The 17,655-nt window shown below is 42.9% G+C and carries 17 protein-coding genes; 3 read left to right on the forward strand and 14 right to left on the reverse strand.

What is annotated here, in order from left to right:
• Window positions 1-340 precede the first annotated feature (340 nt).
• On the reverse strand, window positions 341-493 hold the full coding sequence (locus NYE23_RS23065) for a hypothetical protein (RefSeq protein ID WP_341081504.1): 153 nt from the start codon (window positions 491-493) through the stop codon (window positions 341-343).
• A gap of 329 nt (window positions 494-822) precedes the next feature.
• On the opposite strand from NYE23_RS23065, the gene NYE23_RS23070 reads away from it, so the two are divergent.
• From NYE23_RS23070 to NYE23_RS23080, 3 genes are all read left to right on the forward strand, one after another.
• The gene (locus tag NYE23_RS23070) at window positions 823-1,704 is read left to right on the forward strand and encodes a helix-turn-helix domain-containing protein (protein WP_341081506.1); all 882 of its coding nucleotides are present in this window, start codon (window positions 823-825) and stop codon (window positions 1,702-1,704) included.
• Between the two features lie 141 nt (window positions 1,705-1,845).
• A complete protein-coding gene (locus tag NYE23_RS23075) occupies window positions 1,846-2,913 on the forward strand; it encodes a LysM peptidoglycan-binding domain-containing protein (RefSeq protein WP_341081508.1) in 1,068 nt (355 codons plus the stop codon).
• Between the two features lie 97 nt (window positions 2,914-3,010).
• Window positions 3,011-3,310, forward strand: coding sequence for a hypothetical protein (locus tag NYE23_RS23080; RefSeq protein WP_341081510.1), 300 nt, complete (start codon window positions 3,011-3,013; stop codon window positions 3,308-3,310).
• Between the two features lie 34 nt (window positions 3,311-3,344).
• Here NYE23_RS23080 and NYE23_RS23085 read toward each other — a convergent pair whose 3' ends face one another.
• The 13 genes from NYE23_RS23085 to NYE23_RS23145 all read right to left on the reverse strand — a co-directional run bounded on the left by NYE23_RS23085 (window position 3,345) and on the right by NYE23_RS23145 (window position 17,646).
• On the reverse strand, window positions 3,345-4,562 hold the full coding sequence (locus NYE23_RS23085; RefSeq protein WP_341081512.1) for an efflux RND transporter periplasmic adaptor subunit: 1,218 nt from the start codon (window positions 4,560-4,562) through the stop codon (window positions 3,345-3,347).
• Window positions 4,563-4,578: 16 nt separating this feature from the next.
• Window positions 4,579-5,241, reverse strand: a complete 663-nt coding sequence (locus NYE23_RS23090) for a hypothetical protein (RefSeq protein WP_341081513.1) — start codon at window positions 5,239-5,241, stop codon at window positions 4,579-4,581.
• A 560-nt stretch (window positions 5,242-5,801) separates the two neighbouring features.
• Complete coding sequence (locus NYE23_RS23095) at window positions 5,802-7,808, reverse strand: penicillin-binding transpeptidase domain-containing protein (RefSeq protein WP_341081516.1); 2,007 nt, start codon at window positions 7,806-7,808, stop codon at window positions 5,802-5,804.
• A 174-nt stretch (window positions 7,809-7,982) separates the two neighbouring features.
• Window positions 7,983-9,329 (reverse strand): hypothetical protein, encoded by a 1,347-nt coding sequence (locus tag NYE23_RS23100; protein WP_341081517.1) that lies wholly within the window; start codon window positions 9,327-9,329, stop codon window positions 7,983-7,985.
• A gap of 17 nt (window positions 9,330-9,346) precedes the next feature.
• Complete coding sequence (locus tag NYE23_RS23105) at window positions 9,347-10,453, reverse strand: tartrate dehydrogenase (RefSeq protein ID WP_341081519.1); 1,107 nt, start codon at window positions 10,451-10,453, stop codon at window positions 9,347-9,349.
• An 11-nt stretch (window positions 10,454-10,464) separates the two neighbouring features.
• On the reverse strand, window positions 10,465-11,226 hold the full coding sequence (locus NYE23_RS23110) for an SDR family oxidoreductase (protein ID WP_341081521.1): 762 nt from the start codon (window positions 11,224-11,226) through the stop codon (window positions 10,465-10,467).
• A gap of 11 nt (window positions 11,227-11,237) precedes the next feature.
• Window positions 11,238-12,200 carry an NAD(P)H-dependent flavin oxidoreductase gene (locus NYE23_RS23115; RefSeq protein WP_341081524.1) on the reverse strand — a complete coding sequence of 321 codons (963 nt, stop codon included), beginning with the start codon at window positions 12,198-12,200 and terminating at the stop codon, window positions 11,238-11,240.
• Window positions 12,197-12,610: a PaaI family thioesterase gene (locus NYE23_RS23120; protein ID WP_341081526.1), complete on the reverse strand. Its 414-nt coding sequence runs from the start codon at window positions 12,608-12,610 to the stop codon at window positions 12,197-12,199. Before NYE23_RS23120 ends, NYE23_RS23115 begins: the two co-directional genes overlap by 4 nt.
• A complete protein-coding gene (locus NYE23_RS23125; protein ID WP_341081527.1) occupies window positions 12,607-13,617 on the reverse strand; it encodes an NAD(P)-dependent oxidoreductase in 1,011 nt (336 codons plus the stop codon). The genes NYE23_RS23120 and NYE23_RS23125 overlap by 4 nt, the downstream gene beginning before the upstream one ends.
• A gap of 21 nt (window positions 13,618-13,638) precedes the next feature.
• Window positions 13,639-14,832 (reverse strand): thiolase family protein, encoded by a 1,194-nt coding sequence (locus tag NYE23_RS23130; RefSeq protein ID WP_341081529.1) that lies wholly within the window; start codon window positions 14,830-14,832, stop codon window positions 13,639-13,641.
• A 3-nt stretch (window positions 14,833-14,835) separates the two neighbouring features.
• Entirely contained in the window at window positions 14,836-15,996 is a 1,161-nt protein-coding gene (locus NYE23_RS23135) for an acyl-CoA dehydrogenase family protein (RefSeq protein ID WP_197206548.1), read from the reverse strand.
• 13 nt (window positions 15,997-16,009) lie between these two features.
• On the reverse strand, window positions 16,010-16,789 hold the full coding sequence (locus NYE23_RS23140) for an enoyl-CoA hydratase/isomerase family protein (protein WP_341081530.1): 780 nt from the start codon (window positions 16,787-16,789) through the stop codon (window positions 16,010-16,012).
• A gap of 11 nt (window positions 16,790-16,800) precedes the next feature.
• Window positions 16,801-17,646, reverse strand: a complete 846-nt coding sequence (locus NYE23_RS23145; protein WP_341081533.1) for a 3-hydroxyacyl-CoA dehydrogenase — start codon at window positions 17,644-17,646, stop codon at window positions 16,801-16,803.
• Window positions 17,647-17,655 lie beyond the last annotated feature (9 nt).

Genomic DNA, 17,655 nt, shown 5'->3' on the forward strand with positions numbered 1-17,655 from the left:
CCCTCACTTAGTATGATTAATAGTATTATTTTACCACAAAAGGTATAATATCGTTTAATAAAGTTTCAGGAGTGTTCAGGAACTGTATCAGCTATATGCTGTTTGTGATGAGCCTGCTTTAAAGTGGTACTGAGATGCAGAAAAATATTTTTGCAGCTACTTTAAAAATAGCCCCACTATATTATTATTCGATGTTTCCAGCAAATATCCTTTCATTAATTAAAAATTTTATAAATGAATGACTGCCTTCAAAGTGCAGCCTGTTTTATCCAATCTAAAATAAAAACCCTTCTATAAAAGGGTTATGTAAACATCCATATTCTGTGTCTAGTTGATTTCGTTAATTGCCCACGATTTTTCTCAGGTCATTTTCAATCTCTGAAAGAAGCTGGTTTACACTCATTTCCTTTTCCCCAACTCCGATTTCATAGACTTTTGTAAGCATCTCCAAAAAAAGTTCACTTATCGTTCTGCTACCCTCATTGTCCAGCAACTTTTTAACTCCTCCAATTTTCCTAGCAATCTTATGACAACATTCTATTTCTTTTTTTATCATTTGACAATATTTTTCCAATTAAAAAAATAAAAAGAACCGCTTCCGCATATGGAACCGGCAAAAATTGGAGATTTAAAAGGATGTTACTTCAGATGCAGTTAGGGTTTCCTCCTAAAAGCAATTCTCATCTTTATTAAAACACTTATATGCAATTTATGTATCATTGATAATTACTCATTTTTCATGAGTTTCAGAGAGAAACCTCTTGTTTATATGGATTTTCAATAGTAAATATAACTATAAGAATATTTTTAGGAGGGTAACATTTGGACTTCTCTGCAATTGGAAAAAAAATCAAAGAGTTAAGAAAAGCAGCAGGTTTTTCCCAAAAAGACCTGGCAAAGGACATATGTACTCAGGCGCAAATCAGCAAAATTGAAAAAGGCGATGTCCTTCCTTTGGCATCCACATTATATTTTATTTCACAAAGACTGGGGGTTGATATAAATTATTTTTTTGAGCACGGAACTACCCCGAGGCTTGATTATGTGCAGGAGGTCAATAACCAGCTTAGAATAGCCAGGCGCAAGCTTGATTACCCTCTCATAAAAGAGATTGTGAAATCCGAAGAAAGGAATCCCCTCTTTACATCAAACAAGAAAAATTTCCAGAACCTCCTCTGGCATAAAGGAATTTACAAGTATCATGTTGATCACCAGCTCGAGCAGGCACTTTCATTTATCGATAAAGCCATCAATTTGACATTTGAGAAGGTGTGGAGTGAAAGGGAAATTGAGATTCTAAATAGCAAAGGAATATTACTATATGAAGCAGGAAGATATACGGAAGCCCTTGATGTCTATCTTCAAGCAATGAATCATTTAGAGGGAATCCTCTATTTGAATGATGAAACCGTCCGAAGCAGGCTTCTTTATAATACGGCCAAAACCTATACAGACTTAAAGGATTATGATCGCTCTACCAAGCTCTGCCATGAGGCCATCGAAAGCTGTTTAGGAAAGGACCAGTTATTTCTTTTGGGACATCTGCATTATCATATTGGATTTAATTATGAACTCCAGGAACAGTTTGTTTTGGCAAAAAAATATATGGAGCAGGCTCTTGATATTTTCCGTCTCCAGAGAGATGAACGATATAATGACTATATACGTGGTAAAGTGGCAATTTTCGACAGAAACACCCAATAGTCATCTCAACATAAGTCGACAGTCCTTCATTATTGTAAAATAATAGTTAGTTTTTTGTATAATGATGTAAAAAAATGATCTTTTTGGACGATATATGTGGTAAAATAGTACAAAAATATGTCCAAGGAGTGATTCGGAAAAGTGAAAAAACAGATGGTCACAATTGCTGCTGCAGCAATGCTCTCTTCTGCCTTTGCCTCTCAGGCTTCCGCCGATACATATACAGTTAAAAAAGGGGATACCCTGTTTCATCTGGCTATTAAATACAAAACGACTGTTACAGATATTAAAAAAGCCAATAATTTAAGTTCCGATTTTCTATCAATCAATCAAAAACTTGAAATACCAGGGGCAACAGCAGCAGAGAAGCCTGAATCCAATCAGCCATCAGGCGGCACCACAGCACCTGCACCAGCTAATACAGCTAAAACTTATACCGTTAAAAGCGGAGATACCCTATCTAAAATTGCCTTAAGTCATAATATTAGTTTAAAAGATTTAATGAGCTGGAATGGCCTTAGCACACACTTGATCTACCCTGGACAAGTCTTTAAGGTTTCAAAATCTGCTGGCAATACCTCAGGAGATACCCAGGAGCTGGCAGGTTCAGCACCTGCACCGTCAAGCCCTGCAAATGGCGGCAGTTCAGAGGTATATATAGTTAAAAAAGGGGACACTCTAGGCGGCATTGCTGCTAAGTACAAGACTACTGTTCAGCAGATTAAAGCGTGGAATAAATTAAGCTCTGATTTAATCCTGGTTGGACAAAAGCTTAACTTAAGTGCAGACAAGGATTCAAATGAATCTGTTTCCAGCGGAAAGCCTGAGAATAATGAGCAGACAAGCGGGGCAGCAGCGTCGGTTTTGGCTGAAGCCCAGAAGCATGTTGGTGTTCCTTATCAATGGGGCGGCCAAACTCCTTCAGGTTTTGACTGCAGCGGGTTCATTTATTATGTTCTAAAGCAGACAGGCTCCAAAATGGTACGCTACTCTTCAGAAGGCTACTACAGCCGTTCTTTTTACGTGAATACGCCGCAGCCTGGCGATTTAGTATTTTTTGAGAATACATATAAAAAAGGCATATCACACTTAGGTTTCTATGTAGGAAATAATAAATTTATCCATGCCGGCTCATCAGGCGTTGAAGTCTCCAGTCTGGATAATTCGTATTGGAAGAAACATTTTGATGGATTTAAGAGATTTTACTAAGACACCTTTTTACAGGTGTCTTTTTCCATATTCAGGAAGGAACATACATATATTTTGAAGAATACTATAAATAGCGGGGTCTAAAGGAGGAGATTAAATGAACATCGTAGGCATTATTACATTTTTGTCCTTATCCTTATTATTAATGAGTCTTCTTTTAATTTACTCCAAGTTCCAGCAGCAGACGCCGGGCAAGCTGGCTGCGATTATTGTTTTTTTCCTTTTGAATGCAGTCCCCCTTGTGTATGTTGTCTATACCGAGCAAAGCATGGACTATGCTAGCAACTCTTTTACACTTGGCTCAGCTTTTATGATTGTCTGGCTGATTACAGCCGTGATTATGTTTATCGGCATTCTGTTCAGATCCCGATCCGGTAAGAATGATCCTTATTATTAGTCATAAAGAAACCAGCAGCATTAAGCTGCTGGTTTTAATACCTTGAGAGGAATCCTCTAGTTATATACTTCAGCATTTCCTTCTTTCTTAACCCCGTTAAGTCTTTCTTTTTCAATTTTTTCGGTTCATATGACGTGATAAAAGGAAAACCTGATTTGAGAAATGGTGGTCTTTCCAGTAGAACAAATTCTCCATTCTCAACCCCTTCTTTCACTTCCTGGGTCTGGTTAATTTTGGTGCCTGCTTTAATAGACTTTCTTTCTAGCAGGCCGTTTTGCTGGATTGCATATGTATAAGTTCCTTTTTTTGACTTCTTAACGGCTTTATCAGGAACCGTCAGGGTACCTATTACCTCATTCAGCACAATACGAATGTCTACATGCTTTCCATGAAAACTTTTGAACTCTGGCAACTCATTCATCACAATGGAGAATTCATAGCGACTTTCTGTCTCCACATTGGGTTTTGAAGTTGGGTAATATGAAATTTTTTCAATAGATCCATCTGTTTTATGGTTGCTGCCTTCCGGAATGATGAAAACTTTCATCCCTTCCTCAACTTTACTAATTTCTTGCTCAGAAAAAACCCCTTTAACCTTTTGTTCATTGGAAATAATTGTTATTATTGGATTTGTAAGGTCATGCTTAATGTTTTTAACCGTTCCCGTGATCTCACTTTCAACTATAAGATTTGATAGGCTTTTATCTGTTGCGCCAATCAGGTCATCATACTTCCGGATTTCACTTTCAATCCTGCTGATTTGCAGTTCCATTTCTGCAATATCCCTTACTATTGTTTGAATTAAGTATGTGTCGGGATTTGGCCCGTCATCTTCTGAGGGGATAAGCGCAAGGCTTCTCTGCATATTTTCCAGGTCGCCAATATGACTCTCTATGCTTATTAGTTCGCGTTCCAGCTTTTCTTTTTCTATTTGGAACTTTTCTTTCGAAAGCATTATGTCCTCTGGAGAGTATTCAAATAACCCTGTACCGGGTTGAACTTCGTCTCCTTTTTCTACAAGAAACCCATTGAATGCACCTATCGAATTTTCATAATAAAAATGCTGTTCTTCTTTTGGGGCCAATACGCCTTTTGCCGGCATAGTTTCAAGAAGATCCTGTTTTTTTACAGCCGTCCATTCTTCAGCATGGTAAGTCCTGTTTATTTTATCATTTTTAAGAAATAGCAGGATGATATTACAAGCCAAAAAAAGAACCACGGCACCTACTAATAGCCTTGCTTTCCAAGTCATTGAAGAATCCCCTCACTTATATAAGCTTTTCCAGGTGGATGGATGAGAGTAAAGCTGAAACAATCACAAAAAACAGATGCGTTCCGAGTAACACAAAAATAAGAAAGCGAGGGCTTCTTTCGGAAACGACTTTTAAGTACTTGTATTGCAGGACAACTGTCCAGATTTTAAATAATGTTATTGCAGAAAATGTATAGATAAGCAACGCAGGGAACGCTGCTGCTTGAGCAATAATACCGAATGAAAATATAGAGGATTCGGTATTTATTCCAAGAAATAAAAACACTGGAATGTTTATTGCTTTTTCAGTTAGAAGAATCAGCAACACTATTAGTTGAATGCTTATCAGTTTTTTGTACTCGACATCGACAAGAGTCCAAAAGAACAGGGAAGGAACAAAAATGACCAAAATGGCATAAAGAATCCCCCAAATAACCTGTCCTGCCCCAAAGAAAAGCTTATACAGTTCATACTCGTTTCTCGAAAGTTCTGTAAGGCTTCTCGACACCTGCTCACTTCCGATGCCGAAGAAAGCACTAACCCCGAAAACAAGTGCACTTAAAAGGATTAAAAGCAACACCTGTTTCCACAAACCAGACAAACTCTCCACTTTCCTCAACTGATGCGAAATTGTATACGGCTCCTTCAATCCTCTTAGAAGCGGTACCCGATAGCCCATAAAGAATCCTCCAACACTGTAATCTACTATTCTATTATCTTACATCAAAATCAAAATTTTGGGAAATAGGTAGATATGTGCAGAATCATGGCATTCACTTCCTGTAAGATTGTCGAAAAGGCTTAAAGATACTTATTTTCTTTAGTTTTCTCTTTTTTTCGTTATAGAGAGTGTCGGAATTTGCAAAAACTTTTGTTGTTTCAAGCTGTTAGAAAGGCGGTATAGTAAAGTAAGAATTTTACAACTATGTCCTTGTCACGAGAAAATTAAAAATCGAGGAGGGCTTATTAATGAAGATAAAAGCTGGAAACTGGAGAATGCTGAGTGAGCAGGAGAAGTTATTTATTTTGGAAGCTGTGAGCTTTTTTCAGTCGAGAACGAAGAAGCGGCAATAATGCCACATGATCATCTATATGTACTTCCATTTATCAGTTCAACATAAAAGGCACCTTGCCTGGCTGCATAAGGTGAAGGTGCCTGAATAGCATGGGAATTTTAGAATACTCCTCTAAAAAAAGTGCCTGCACCTCATAGATGCAAACACTTGATTAGTTACGGCATTAAAACCGTCCTTTATGTTCCTCAAATACCTTCTTTACTTTCTCCACTACCACTTTTGACCCGCCGCTTTTTTCAACGCCCTCTATCATCATCGCGATGAGCAGCTTAGGAGATTGCGGATTGTAGGCAACGAACATACCGTTCTCCTGTCCTTTTTCATCTGCACTTTTCTTCAGCTCGGCTGTTCCCGTTTTCCCGGCCAGCGGGTAATCCTTCATATTAGCCGCACGGCCGGTTCCGCCTGGATCCTGGATGACTTTAGCCATTGCCGCTGCAACCGTGTTTGCTGTTTCTTCACTCATGATAGCTTCCTTCAGCACCTGACTCTTTTCCTCTTCTTCCAGAAGAACAGGTTTGATCATGGAGCCTTTGTTGATGAAAGGTGTGTAGGATGCTGCGAGATGGACAATACTCATTTCCACCTGGCCCTGGCCGTAGCCTGAATCAGCGAGCAGGATTTCTGTATCCAGGCCGCCAATCTTGGATTGTTCCAGCGGGAATGCGTATGGAATTTCCTCTTCAAACGCGAATTTCTTGAGTCCGGCTGAGAATTTTTCTTTTCCCAGTTCAAGAGCCTGCTGGGCAAAATAGATATTATCCGAATACATCATCGCTTTTTCAAAGTTAACAGGTCCGCCGGGATCTTTGACACGTGTGACTTTATAGCCGCCCCATGAACTGTCCTTTTGCCATTGCAAGCCTTTGACATTAATGGTTTCATCAAGCGTTAATGTTCCCTCTGTCAGTCCGATCGCTCCTGTCAGCGGCTTCATCACGGAACCTGGCGCATAGGTTTGCTTGAACCGTGTCAGAAGCGGCATGTCCTTATTCGCTTCAATCGCCTTCCACTCATCCGCGGTAAATCCAAGTGACGCCTGGTTCGGGTCGAAGCTCGGGCTGCTGACAAGTGCCAGTGTATTTCCGGTTACCGGATCGATAGCTGCTGCGGTTCCCGGCTTTCCTCCCAGCTCTGTGTAAAGATCTCTCTGCAGGTTCATATCGATGGTAAGCTGAATAGTTTCACCGTTCTCTACCGGCTTTTCAGCGAGAACTACTTCAGAACCGTCTTTCTTTTGGATGCCGATTTTGATTCCGTTTGACCCTTTTAGTCGCTCTTCAAGGACCTGTTCAAGGCCTCTTTTTCCGATTATATCGGTGCTTGAATAGCCTTCACGCTCTTTCATTTCATCTGCTGTGATTGTTCCAACATATCCGATAAGATGGGCTGCTGATTCACCCATTGGGTAAACTCTGCCTTTGACATCCTGCTTAACTACGCCTTTTAGGGCAAAGACCTTGTTGAGAGCTGCCTGATCATCCGGGGACACCTTTTTAATAGGAACAAAGTATCCCGGCTGCACCCAGCTCGCGTTCAAGCTTTTATTAATCTGCTCTTCTGACATTCCCAAGGCTGCAGACAAACCTTTGATGGTCTGATCCTTCTGGTCACCCATCTGTTCAGGCACGACACCAATTTCATAGAGAGTGCCATTTAAAGCAAGCGGGTCACCTGTCCGGTCCACAATATCCCCGCGCTGCGCCGGAACAGTTGAATAGCTGATTTTATCCTCAGGCCCGAGCTCCGGGAAAATATAAGTGGTATCCCATGCAACAAACCAATTGTCTTCCTCTTTCGCTTCTTCCTTCACAAGCTTGGCATCATGGGTAAATTCAATCTTGCCGGCAGCGCTGTCCATGCTTGCTGAAAAAGGAAAACTTGCCTTCTCTTCTTTTTTGAATTCCTTTTCCATATCCGGCTTGTATGTTACCTTCAGATTATCTATCTCTAAATCCTTATAAACCTTTTCATAACGGGCTGCGAAATCCTTTTTGCTGATCGACTGTTTCGCATCCTTCGACAGGAATTCATACATTTTCTCAAACTCCTGCTTATTCCAATGCTCCACATACTGCGAAAAGCGATCCTGCGGCTTAATCTCCTTATTGCACCCGCTCAAAGCGGCCAAAACCAGGGCTGCAAAAACAAAATATAAAACCTTTCTCATACATCACCCTCCCTGTTACTATATTATCATTTAATTGGAGAAATTTCCTAGTGACAGGTACCACCAAAGTTTGCCGAATGTGAACTTGTTTCTTGAGAATTATACATCGTCTATCAAATAAAAATGGATGCAAACGATATAAGTTCGCATCCTTCTAGTCTTTAAGGAATTTTTTCAAAACCAATTCAATATATAAACATACAAAAAGGCCATCGCCGTAACAGAGAGAAAGTATGACCCATTCCATCTAAATGCAACGGTCAGCCCGTTTTTTTGAACACACTGGCTGATGATGATATTCATGGCGTTAAGAGGTGAAATGGAAGAAGAAAGCATCCAGGTGAAAATGCACATAAATGCCACACTGATTACCGTAATATCAGGCATTTCCGCAAAGTTCAGCGAGGTTAGGATCAGCGGAATGACTATGATTTGATGGACACCAAGAAAGGCCATAAACGTTACAAACAGGATGATGAAGGTGAATAAAATTCCGATAGACTGCTGAGCTGACCAGTGCATGGACTGTTCCAGCAGCTGTTTTACAGGTGTATGTGATACAGCGTTGCCAAAAAGGCCAGCGCTTAAAAAGAGGCAAATCTCCATCTTCTGTGCCAGTATTTTACTCTTATATAGTGAAATCTCTTCCTTTACAGCCTTCTTTTGATTCCTCAGGATCATCCAGCCTGCCGGCACAATGCAACAGACCATACTTACCAGCAATAGCATCGATTTTTGGGTAACCTGTTCCATGACTATCAGCAGGAGCACCAGACCAAAAACAAAGCCCGCCAAAGCATACAGATCCCTTTTTCTGCGTTTGTCAGGCGCTGAGCTTTCCGCTTCTCTCTCAAGTGCAGCCGCCTCCGCAACAGCTCGAGCCGGACGGAATAGAATAATCCCCACAGCCATCTGCAAAATGGCAAAAAAGACACCAAATACTACATATGAAAGATAAGTTATATCTAGATAAAACAAAACAATACCTACTGAAGCAAAGAAGGGCGACCAAATAACAGCCGGTGTAAAGCCTATATAATACGACCTCGATAACAACTTCGATGGAATTTTGATATTTTCCACAAAGCCGTGTACAATCCTTAAGGCCCCCATGTTCAAAATGGGAGCCAATGTCATCATAAATGAGCTTATGCCATAAAAAGTATAGGCAGGGTTGTTTTTCAGTTCATTTAAATACGTAATAACTGTGTCAATGATTCCTTCTCTTCTTAAGGGAATGGACAGAAGCGGAGCTAAAATGAGAATAGAAAGCAGAGCCATATTCTGAGTAATTCCCTGTATCAGGAGCATGCCCCTATCTCCGACTGCATAATGAATGGTAATCCCCACAGAGAATAGTCCCAGTGTAAATATCCTGCCCTTCCTATCCAATAAAGGCATCATGGTGAAAAATACAGCTGCAGCCGCAATATTAAAAATGAAGCTAATGTACATATTGGGCACAAATGCCTCAAGAATATAAAGAAAACACATACTTAATACGAGAGAAAACCGTATCATAGGAACCCTTCTCTCTATTATTTAACTCCACTGGAAGGACTTTTAACCGAAACTGGAGCATGACTGCTCAAAAGATTCATAAATTTATTGCCAAGCTGATCAGTTGAAGCTTTCCCGCCAAGATCAGGAGTTAGTGCACTCTTATGATGAAGCAGTTCTTTCATCGTTTTCAGGATGGCGGTTCCCCAAGCCGGTTCTCCAAAATGATCCATCATCTGGCTGACGGACCAGATGGCAGCAAGAGGGTTGGCAAGACCTTTACCGGCAATGTCCGGTGCGGATCCGTGAATAGGCTCGAACATGGACGGAAACTCCCTTTCAGGATTGATATTCGCTCCCGCAGCCAATCCGAGTCCACCTGTAATCGCAGCACCCAGATCGGTTAGAATGTCCCCGAATAAATTGGAGGTAACGACAATCTCAAATCTTTCCGGCTGCTGAACAAAGTAGAGGCTTGCTGCATCCACCAAATAGGAGTAAGTTTTGACATCCGGATATTCTTTCCCTACTTCAATAAATACCTCATCCCAGAACACCATGGAATAATTCAGTGCATTTGCTTTACTGATGCTTGTTAAGGTCTTTTTCTGTTTGCGGGCTTCTTCATATGCATAGCGAATAATGCGTTCTGTTCCTTTCCTTGAAAACACACCGGTCTGCAGGACTACTTCCTCAGGCTTTCCTTTGAATAGCCAATCTCCTGCTCCGGCGTATTCCCCTTCGCTATTCTCCCGTATGACCAGAAAGTCGATCTCTTTCTCCCCTTTGTTTTTAAGAGGTGTCAGCTCCGGGTGCAGAAGTTTAATAGGACGAATGTTTACATACTGATCAAATTCCTTCCGGATCTTCAGAAGGAGATCCCACAGTGAAATATGGTCCGGTACACCCGGGTAGCCTACTGCCCCCAAATAGATCGCATCGAATTCTTTTAATTGGTCAATCCCATCATCAGCCATCATCTTTCCATTATCCAAATAATACTCGCATCCCCATGGGAACTCCGTAAACGAAAAGGATAGACCGGGATCCAGCTCCTCAATTTTTTTTAACACTTTTACTCCTTCTGCCACAACCTCAGGGCCGATTCCATCCCCAGGGATCAGGGCGATTTTCCAATGCTTCATATCATAACCTCCTATGCTTTTGGGCCTCCGGCAACATATAAGACCTGACCGCTAATAAATGAGGATGCCGGACTTGCAAAAAAGCTTGCAGCCTGTGCGATATCCTCTGGTGTACCTGCTCTATTAACCGGAATGTGCTTTACTTTGGATTCAATTAATTCCTGAAAGGAAATGCCAAGCCGTTCTGCGACTGCCTTTGTCATATCTGTCATAATAAATCCTGGTGCAATGGCATTCACGGTAATATTGTATTTTCCCAGTTCAATAGCCAGTGTTTTCGTAAACCCCTGGATACCGGCCTTTGCCGCTGCGTAATTGGCCTGCCCCCTGCTTCCTAAGGCTGATACGGAAGATAGATTGATGATTCTTCCATATTTGTTCTGAACCATTAATTTCTGGGCATATTTACTGCAAAGGAAAGTACCCTTCAAGTGAACATTCATGACGCTGTCCCAATCATCGGCATTCATTTTAAATATCAGGTTATCCCGGATGATTCCAGCATTATTGACTAAAATGTCCGCCCTTCCATGCCTTTCCTCTATATGAGAAAAAAGCCGTTCCACTTCCTGTTCATTGGTGATATCCGCCTTGAACACTTCTGCAGCCAAGCCTTTTTCCTGCAGTTCATGTCTGGTCTCATTTAATGCTTCCTCATTTATGTCCACTAAATAGACGTATGCACCTTCCGAGGCCAGTCTTCCGGCTATTTCCCTGCCTATCCCCCTGCTTGCGCCAGTGACAACAGCTACCTGGTTTTCTTGACTAAACAATAGCTTCGCTCCTATCTATTAAGATTCCTGTACAAATATTCAAGCTGCTGTTCGTATTCCTGCACTATATCCTTGATAATGTCTTCTGTCTTTTTAATTTCATCTATTAATCCGATGGTATGCCCTAATGAGATGACACCGGAATGTTCATTGCCATTTTTAATTAATTCCATATAGGATTCACCGCTTATATATGGAAAGATCTCCTCTAAAGCTGCTCCATCTTCTTCCTTTTTCAGCAGCTCCATCGCCCGTTCTGTTTTCATTACTCTCATGGCTTTCCCGATTGATTTTTTCACTAGCAGGGTATCTGTTTCCTGGAGCTTTATCAATTTGTCTTTGATTGACTCATGGAGTGCTGTTTCCCTGGAAGCCAAAAACCTTGTACCCATTTGCACCCCTTGTGCCCCTAAAGCAAAAGCAGCAAGAGCAGATTTTCCTGTTGAAAACCCTCCTGCTGCAATGACAGGTATCGAAAGCTCCTGAACAGCCTTTTGAATCAAGGTAAGACTGGTTACATCCTCTTTGCCCGGATGGCCCCCGCACTCATATCCAACCACGACCACTGCATCGCAGCCAATGGATTCTGCTTTTCTGGCAAATCTTACAGAAGGCACGACATGAACTACTTTTATTCCGTTTGCTTTAAGGCTCTCCATATATTTCTCGGGGTTATTTCCAGAGGTGAACACAATGGGCACACGGGCTTCGATTGCCCCTTCCACAAATTCATCCATCGGCTTGCGGATTCCAAGAGCGATATTTACGCCAAAGGGTTTGGATGTGAGCTTTCTTGCCGACTCAATATCCTCCAGCATTTCTTCCTTGGAGGGAAAGCTTCCAGCTGTTATAAGGCCGAGTCCGCCTGCATTCGATACGGCGGACACAAGCGGTGATGTTCCAAGGCCTTGAAGCCCCCCTTGGATAATGGGATAGCGGATGTCAAACATCTCTGTGACAGCTGTTTGCATCATCCCTTTTCACCTATAGACAGCTTAAAGGTTCCGGTGCAATGTCCAATCAGTTCACCGTCTTCATTCATCAGCCTGCCTTCGATTAATACCGTGCTGCGGTTCTGATGAATAATCTCTGCCTCGGAGTATACCGTTCCTTCCATCACAGATTTAAGATATTGAATGTTTAGATGGAGAGTCGCAACCTCATCATATCCCAGCGACCTGCCAGCCATGCCCATTGCTGTATCCATTACGGATGCATAAATGCCGCCGTGGACAGAATTTCTTACATTTATGAACTCTTTCTGTATGGGCAGTTCCAGCAAAACATATCCTTCTTTTATTTCTTTTAGCTCCAGCCCAATAAAGTTCCAGAACGGGCTGTTTTCAAAATCAGTTTTCACTTTCTGCAGATGTTCTGCTGTCATGAAAATAACCCCTTCCTTGCTTCAGTCAGTTCGGCTCGATTGGCTATTACAGAAAGCTTTTGACCTTGAATGGCACTGATTAGGTTCTCTGCAATCAGCATGGAGGTTTTCCTTGCCGCCTCAAGACTGATCCCGCCAATGTGCGGACTCATGGTTACTTGCTTAAGCTGAAAAAACGGGTGATCAGGAGGCGGGGGCTCATCTGCAAAAACATCGATCCCTGCACCAAGAATTCGATTCTGTTTCAATGCCTCTGCCAAATCTTCCTCGCTGATCACGCCGCCCCGGGCAGTGTTTATCAGGACCGCTGTTTCTTTCATAAGCGAAAGCAAATTATAATCTACCAGTTTATCTGTTTCTATGGTTAATGGGATATGTAAGCTTACAACATCACTTCTAGAAAAAACATTTTCTAAAGAAGTGGTTAGTTCCAATCCTATACGGTCAGCCGCTTGCTGTTTATCAGCATTGATTGTTCTCACATACGCCATAGCTTTCATTCCGAAGCCATGGACTAAGATCCTGGCAGCTTTTTGCGCTATACTCCCAAAGCCAACAAGCCCCAGCTGCTTTCCTTCCAATTCAAGAGTAAATTCTCCGTCCCTCGACTGAAAGTTTCCGCTCCTGGTTTCCCTGTCAAAATAGGCCGTTTTCTTCATTACCGCTAAGAGCAGGCTCACTGCATGTTCTGCTGTTGCCGTACTATTGAGCTTCGGAGCATGTAAAATAGGGATCCCCTTCTTTGTTGCATATTCTACATTAATATTGTCAAGGCCCACTCCAGCTCCAGAAATAGCCTTTACTTGATGGCAGCTGTCCAAAATGGCAGGTGTAATCCTTGCCGGGGCCCGGAGGATGATTCCATCAACCTTATTATTCTGAAGGTAGCTGCAAATCTCTGATTCGTTATATTCGGTGAATTTCTTCACTTCAGCATGTTTGTTCAGTACATCCTCCCCATCTGCATGATACATGGGGAGAATCTGAACAATATGAGGTCTGTTCATCTCAACACTCCTTCATGGATATTATGAAACTTGAAGGTTTTCGACTATGGTGGTAATTCCCTGGCCGCCGCCAATACAAAGAGTGACCAGACCATATTTTTCGCCTCTCCGTTCCATTTCGTGAAGAAGCTTTGTCATCAGAATGGCTCCTGTGGCTCCAATAGGATGGCCTAAAGCAATGGCTCCGCCGTTTACATTCACCTTATTAATATCCATTCCGGATTCATGGATGACTGAAAGTGCCTGAGCTGCAAATGCTTCATTCAACTCTATCAGTCCAATGTCATCCATCGATAACCCACATTGCTTTAACGCTTTAAATGTAGAGGTGACAGGACCAATCCCCATAATTTCCGGAGATACTCCACTCACAGCCTGGGCTATGATTTTCGCTTTTGGTTTTAAGCCATATTCATTTACCTTCGCTTCATTCATCATCAAAATGACGGAAGCACCGTCATTGCGGCCGCTGGCATTGCCTGCTGTCACGGTTCCATTTTCCTTAAAAACCGCCTTAAGCTTCGAGAGCTTCCCGATATTTGTACTGCGCGGATGCTCATCCACACTAAAAAGCTGTGTTTCTCTTTTTTGCTTATATTCAACCGGGATGATTTCCTTTTCAAAACGGCCAGATTCAATGGCTGCATGCGCAAGCTCCTGGCTGCGAAGCGCAAATTCATCCTGTTCTTCCCTTGAAATAGCATACTTCTCAGCCAGGTTTTCAGCGGTTAATCCCATTGTCAGATTCCCGTATTTTTCGATTGGCTGGGAACAAGGCTGGCTTTCGGTATTCGGGTCCAGAATTTGCGCATTTCCGGCCTGGAATCCATAACGGGCGTTCCGGATATAGTAAGGTGCTGTGCTCATGCTTTCAGCTCCTCCGGCCACGACTACATCAGAGTAGCCGAGCCTGATTTGCATATCCGCATTATTGATGGCCTGAAGACCGGATCCGCATTGGCGGTGAACCGTGTAGCCTGTAACCTCAATAGGCAGCTCCGCTCTTAAGGCGGCCAGACGCGCTAGATTGGAAGTATCCGCACTTTGCTTGGCCTGGCCAAGGATCACTTCATCCACTTGTACACCCGTATGAGAACGATTCAATACTTCCCGAATGACTTTCTCTGCAAGATGATCAACCGGGACGTCTTTTATCGTTCCGCCCATTCTGCCAATTGCTGTCCGGACAGATTCGACAATATATGCTTGATTCATGCCTTACACCCCCACATAGGAGGATTCCCGCTTAAGCTCATTCGCAATGATATTGCGCTGAATCTCAGAGGTTCCTTCGTAAATTTTTGTAATTCTTGCATCCCTGTAGTAGCGTTCAATCGGATAGTCTCTCATATAGCCGATTCCGCCATGGATTTGCACGGCTAAGTCTGCCACTTTGTTATATACTTCTGACGCAAATAGCTTTGCAATAGCAGCCTCTTTCACAACCCTCATTTTTTGATCGGTCATCCAGGCAACCCGGTACGTCATGGATCTAAGCACTTCGATTTGCATGCTGATGTCGGCCAGCATATGCTGAACAGCCTGCACCTCGATGATCGGCTTGCCGAATTGCTCCCGTTCCTGAGTATATTGCAGGCAGTGTTCAAGAAGCTTTTCACAGGAGCCAAGGTTTCTGGCAGCCAGGCCAGCGCGGCCATTGGCCAGGATTTTCAGTGCATTGATATATCCCTGTCCTTCTGTACCAAGAACGTTCTCGGCGGGAACCTCCATATTTTCAAAGAAAAGCTCTGCCGAATGGGAGCCTCTTAACCCCATTTTTTGTTCGACACTCCCCAGGACAAAGCCGGGGAAGTCTTTTTCAACTATAAAGGAGGTAATTCCTTTCGCTCCTTTTGCCCGGTCCGTTACTGCCATCACGGTAAAGACATGCCCGTCAACTGCATTTGTAATATAATGCTTGGATCCGTTTAATATATATTTATCACCCTTTCTGACAGCAGTCGTTTTCAGTGCCGCTGCGTTCGAGCCAGCGCTCGGTTCAGTTAAAGCAAAAGCGCCGATCCATTCCCCTGTTGCCATTTTCGGCAAGTATTTTTGCTTTTGCTCTTCTGTTCCAAGCTCCACTATTCCTACAGAGCCGATTCCCGTATGTGCCCCTATTAAAGTGGTATAGCCATTATGTGTTTTGCCAAGCTCTTCGTAAATGGCGCACTTTCCAACCATGTCCAGGCCGAGCCCGCCATATTCTTCCGGAATGCTTAATCCGAATAAGCCCATTTCCTTGGACATCTCCACCAGCTTTTCCGGTATCATATCTTTTTCTTCAATTTCCATCGCCAATGGTTCTGCTTCTTCTTTTACAAATTTACGCACATTTTCCCTTAAAAAATTTATATCTTCAGAAAAATTAAAGTCCATTTCTGTCTCTCCCTTATTGGTTAGTAAACTCTGCCGTTCTTTTTTCCAGGAATGCTGCCGTACCTTCTCTTTTGTCCTCTGTCCCAAAAGCTACAGCCTGTGAAAGCTTCTCAATCAGCATGGCTGTCTCCAGATCAATATCAAAGCCTTTGTGGACTGCAAGCTTTGCCAGCTTGATTGCAACCGGGCCTTTTTTAAGAATTTGAGAGGCAACCTCCTCTGCTGTCGCATCCAATTCATCATCGGCTGCAAGGTATGTAACCAGACCGATTCTTTCGGCTTCTTCTCCATCTATAATTTTGCCTGTCAGGATCATGTCAAGTGCCCTTCCCTTGCCAACCACCCTGGACAGGCGCTGTGTTCCGCCTGCTCCAGGAATGATGCCCAGGTTAAGCTCCGGCAAGCCGAATTTTGCTTTTTTCGCTGCGATCCGAATGTCACAGGCAAGGGCCAGCTCGCACCCTCCACCCAGTGCATACCCCTTTACAGCTGCAATCGTTACTTTGCCCGATTGTTCGATTTTTTTGTAAAGCCCCTGCATGCCCGGAATCAATGCCTCAAGCATTTTTCTTTCATGAAGCTGTTTTATATCCGCTCCTGCTGCAAAAGACTTCTCCCCTGCTCCCTGAATGATGATGCATTTCACCTCATCATTTGCTTCTGCCCAGCTAAAGGCATCTCCAAGCTCCTGGAGCGTCTCCTGATTTAAAGCATTACGCTGTTCAGGACGGTTAATGGTCAGCCACATAACCCCCTGTTCGATTTGAACAAGCAGATTTTCGTATTGATGCACGTTCTCACCCCTTAAGAATATTGATAGAATCCGCTCCCGCTCTTTTTCCCCAGCCGTCCGGCTTTTACATATTTGATAAGAAGCGGGCAAGGGCGGTACTTCTCCCCAAGTGTCTGGTATAGATACTCCATATTGCGCAGCCGGGTATCCAGGCCTACTAAATCCGCCAGTGCAAGCGGGCCCATCGGGTGATTAAGCCCCAGCTTCAGGGCTTTATCGATATCTTCAGCAGAGGCTACTCCTTCCATCAGCATGTTCATCGCTTCATTGCCGATCAGGCAATTCATCCTGGAAGTGACAAATCCCGGAAATTCATTTACTTCAACGGTTTCCTTCTTAAGCTTTTCACCGACTTCTTTCACCAAGCGGACCGTGTCATCAGATGTTTCCAGTCCACGGATAATTTCAATCAGCTTCATTTTGTGGACCGGATTAAAGAAGTGCATGGCCACCACTTTATCGGGCCGTGATGTTTGTGCCCCAATTTCCGTTGGGCTCATTGTTGAAGTATTGGTGGCCAGAATGGTTCCCTGGGAACAGATGCTGTCCAGCTTTTTAAAAATATCAATCTTCAATTCTATCTTTTCCAGGACTGCTTCAATGACAAGGTCCGCATTTTTCGCAGCTGCCTCTAAGTCTGTTTCAAAATGAAGCCGGTCTTTTGCCATCCCATATTGTTCTTCTGAAATAAACCCTTTTTGAAGACTGCCTTCCAATAAGCTATAAATATCGTTTTTGGCTTTATCTACTATTTCCTGATTAATGTCATTCAAGTAAACTTCAAATCCCGAAACGGCACAGGCATAAGCAATCCCTTTTCCCATTACACCTGAACCTACTACTGTGATGGTGTTCATTCTGTTCCC

Origin of the sequence: Cytobacillus sp. FSL H8-0458, assembly GCF_038002165.1 — a bacterium.
Classification (GTDB): Bacteria; Bacillota; Bacilli; order Bacillales; family Cytobacillaceae; genus Cytobacillus.

Excerpts from the sequence above, each read along its gene's own strand:
- NYE23_RS23135 (WP_197206548.1), bottom strand. The coding sequence starts at position 15,996 with ATGGACTTTAATTTTTCTGAAGATATAAATTTTTTAAGGGAAAATGTG.
- NYE23_RS23145 (WP_341081533.1), bottom strand. The coding sequence starts at position 17,646 with ATGAACACCATCACAGTAGTAGGTTCAGGTGTAATGGGAAAAGGGATT.
- NYE23_RS23120 (WP_341081526.1), bottom strand. The coding sequence starts at position 12,610 with ATGACAGCAGAACATCTGCAGAAAGTGAAAACTGATTTTGAAAACAGC.
- NYE23_RS23125 (WP_341081527.1), bottom strand. The coding sequence starts at position 13,617 with ATGAACAGACCTCATATTGTTCAGATTCTCCCCATGTATCATGCAGAT.
- NYE23_RS23100 (WP_341081517.1), bottom strand. The coding sequence starts at position 9,329 with ATGATACGGTTTTCTCTCGTATTAAGTATGTGTTTTCTTTATATTCTT.
- NYE23_RS23095 (WP_341081516.1), bottom strand. The coding sequence starts at position 7,808 with ATGAGAAAGGTTTTATATTTTGTTTTTGCAGCCCTGGTTTTGGCCGCT.
- NYE23_RS23105 (WP_341081519.1), bottom strand. The coding sequence starts at position 10,453 with ATGAAGCATTGGAAAATCGCCCTGATCCCTGGGGATGGAATCGGCCCT.
- NYE23_RS23090 (WP_341081513.1), bottom strand. The coding sequence starts at position 5,241 with ATGGGCTATCGGGTACCGCTTCTAAGAGGATTGAAGGAGCCGTATACA.
- NYE23_RS23130 (WP_341081529.1), bottom strand. The coding sequence starts at position 14,832 with ATGAATCAAGCATATATTGTCGAATCTGTCCGGACAGCAATTGGCAGA.
- NYE23_RS23080 (WP_341081510.1), top strand. The coding sequence starts at position 3,011 with ATGAACATCGTAGGCATTATTACATTTTTGTCCTTATCCTTATTATTA.
- NYE23_RS23085 (WP_341081512.1), bottom strand. The coding sequence starts at position 4,562 with ATGACTTGGAAAGCAAGGCTATTAGTAGGTGCCGTGGTTCTTTTTTTG.
- NYE23_RS23115 (WP_341081524.1), bottom strand. The coding sequence starts at position 12,200 with ATGATGCAAACAGCTGTCACAGAGATGTTTGACATCCGCTATCCCATT.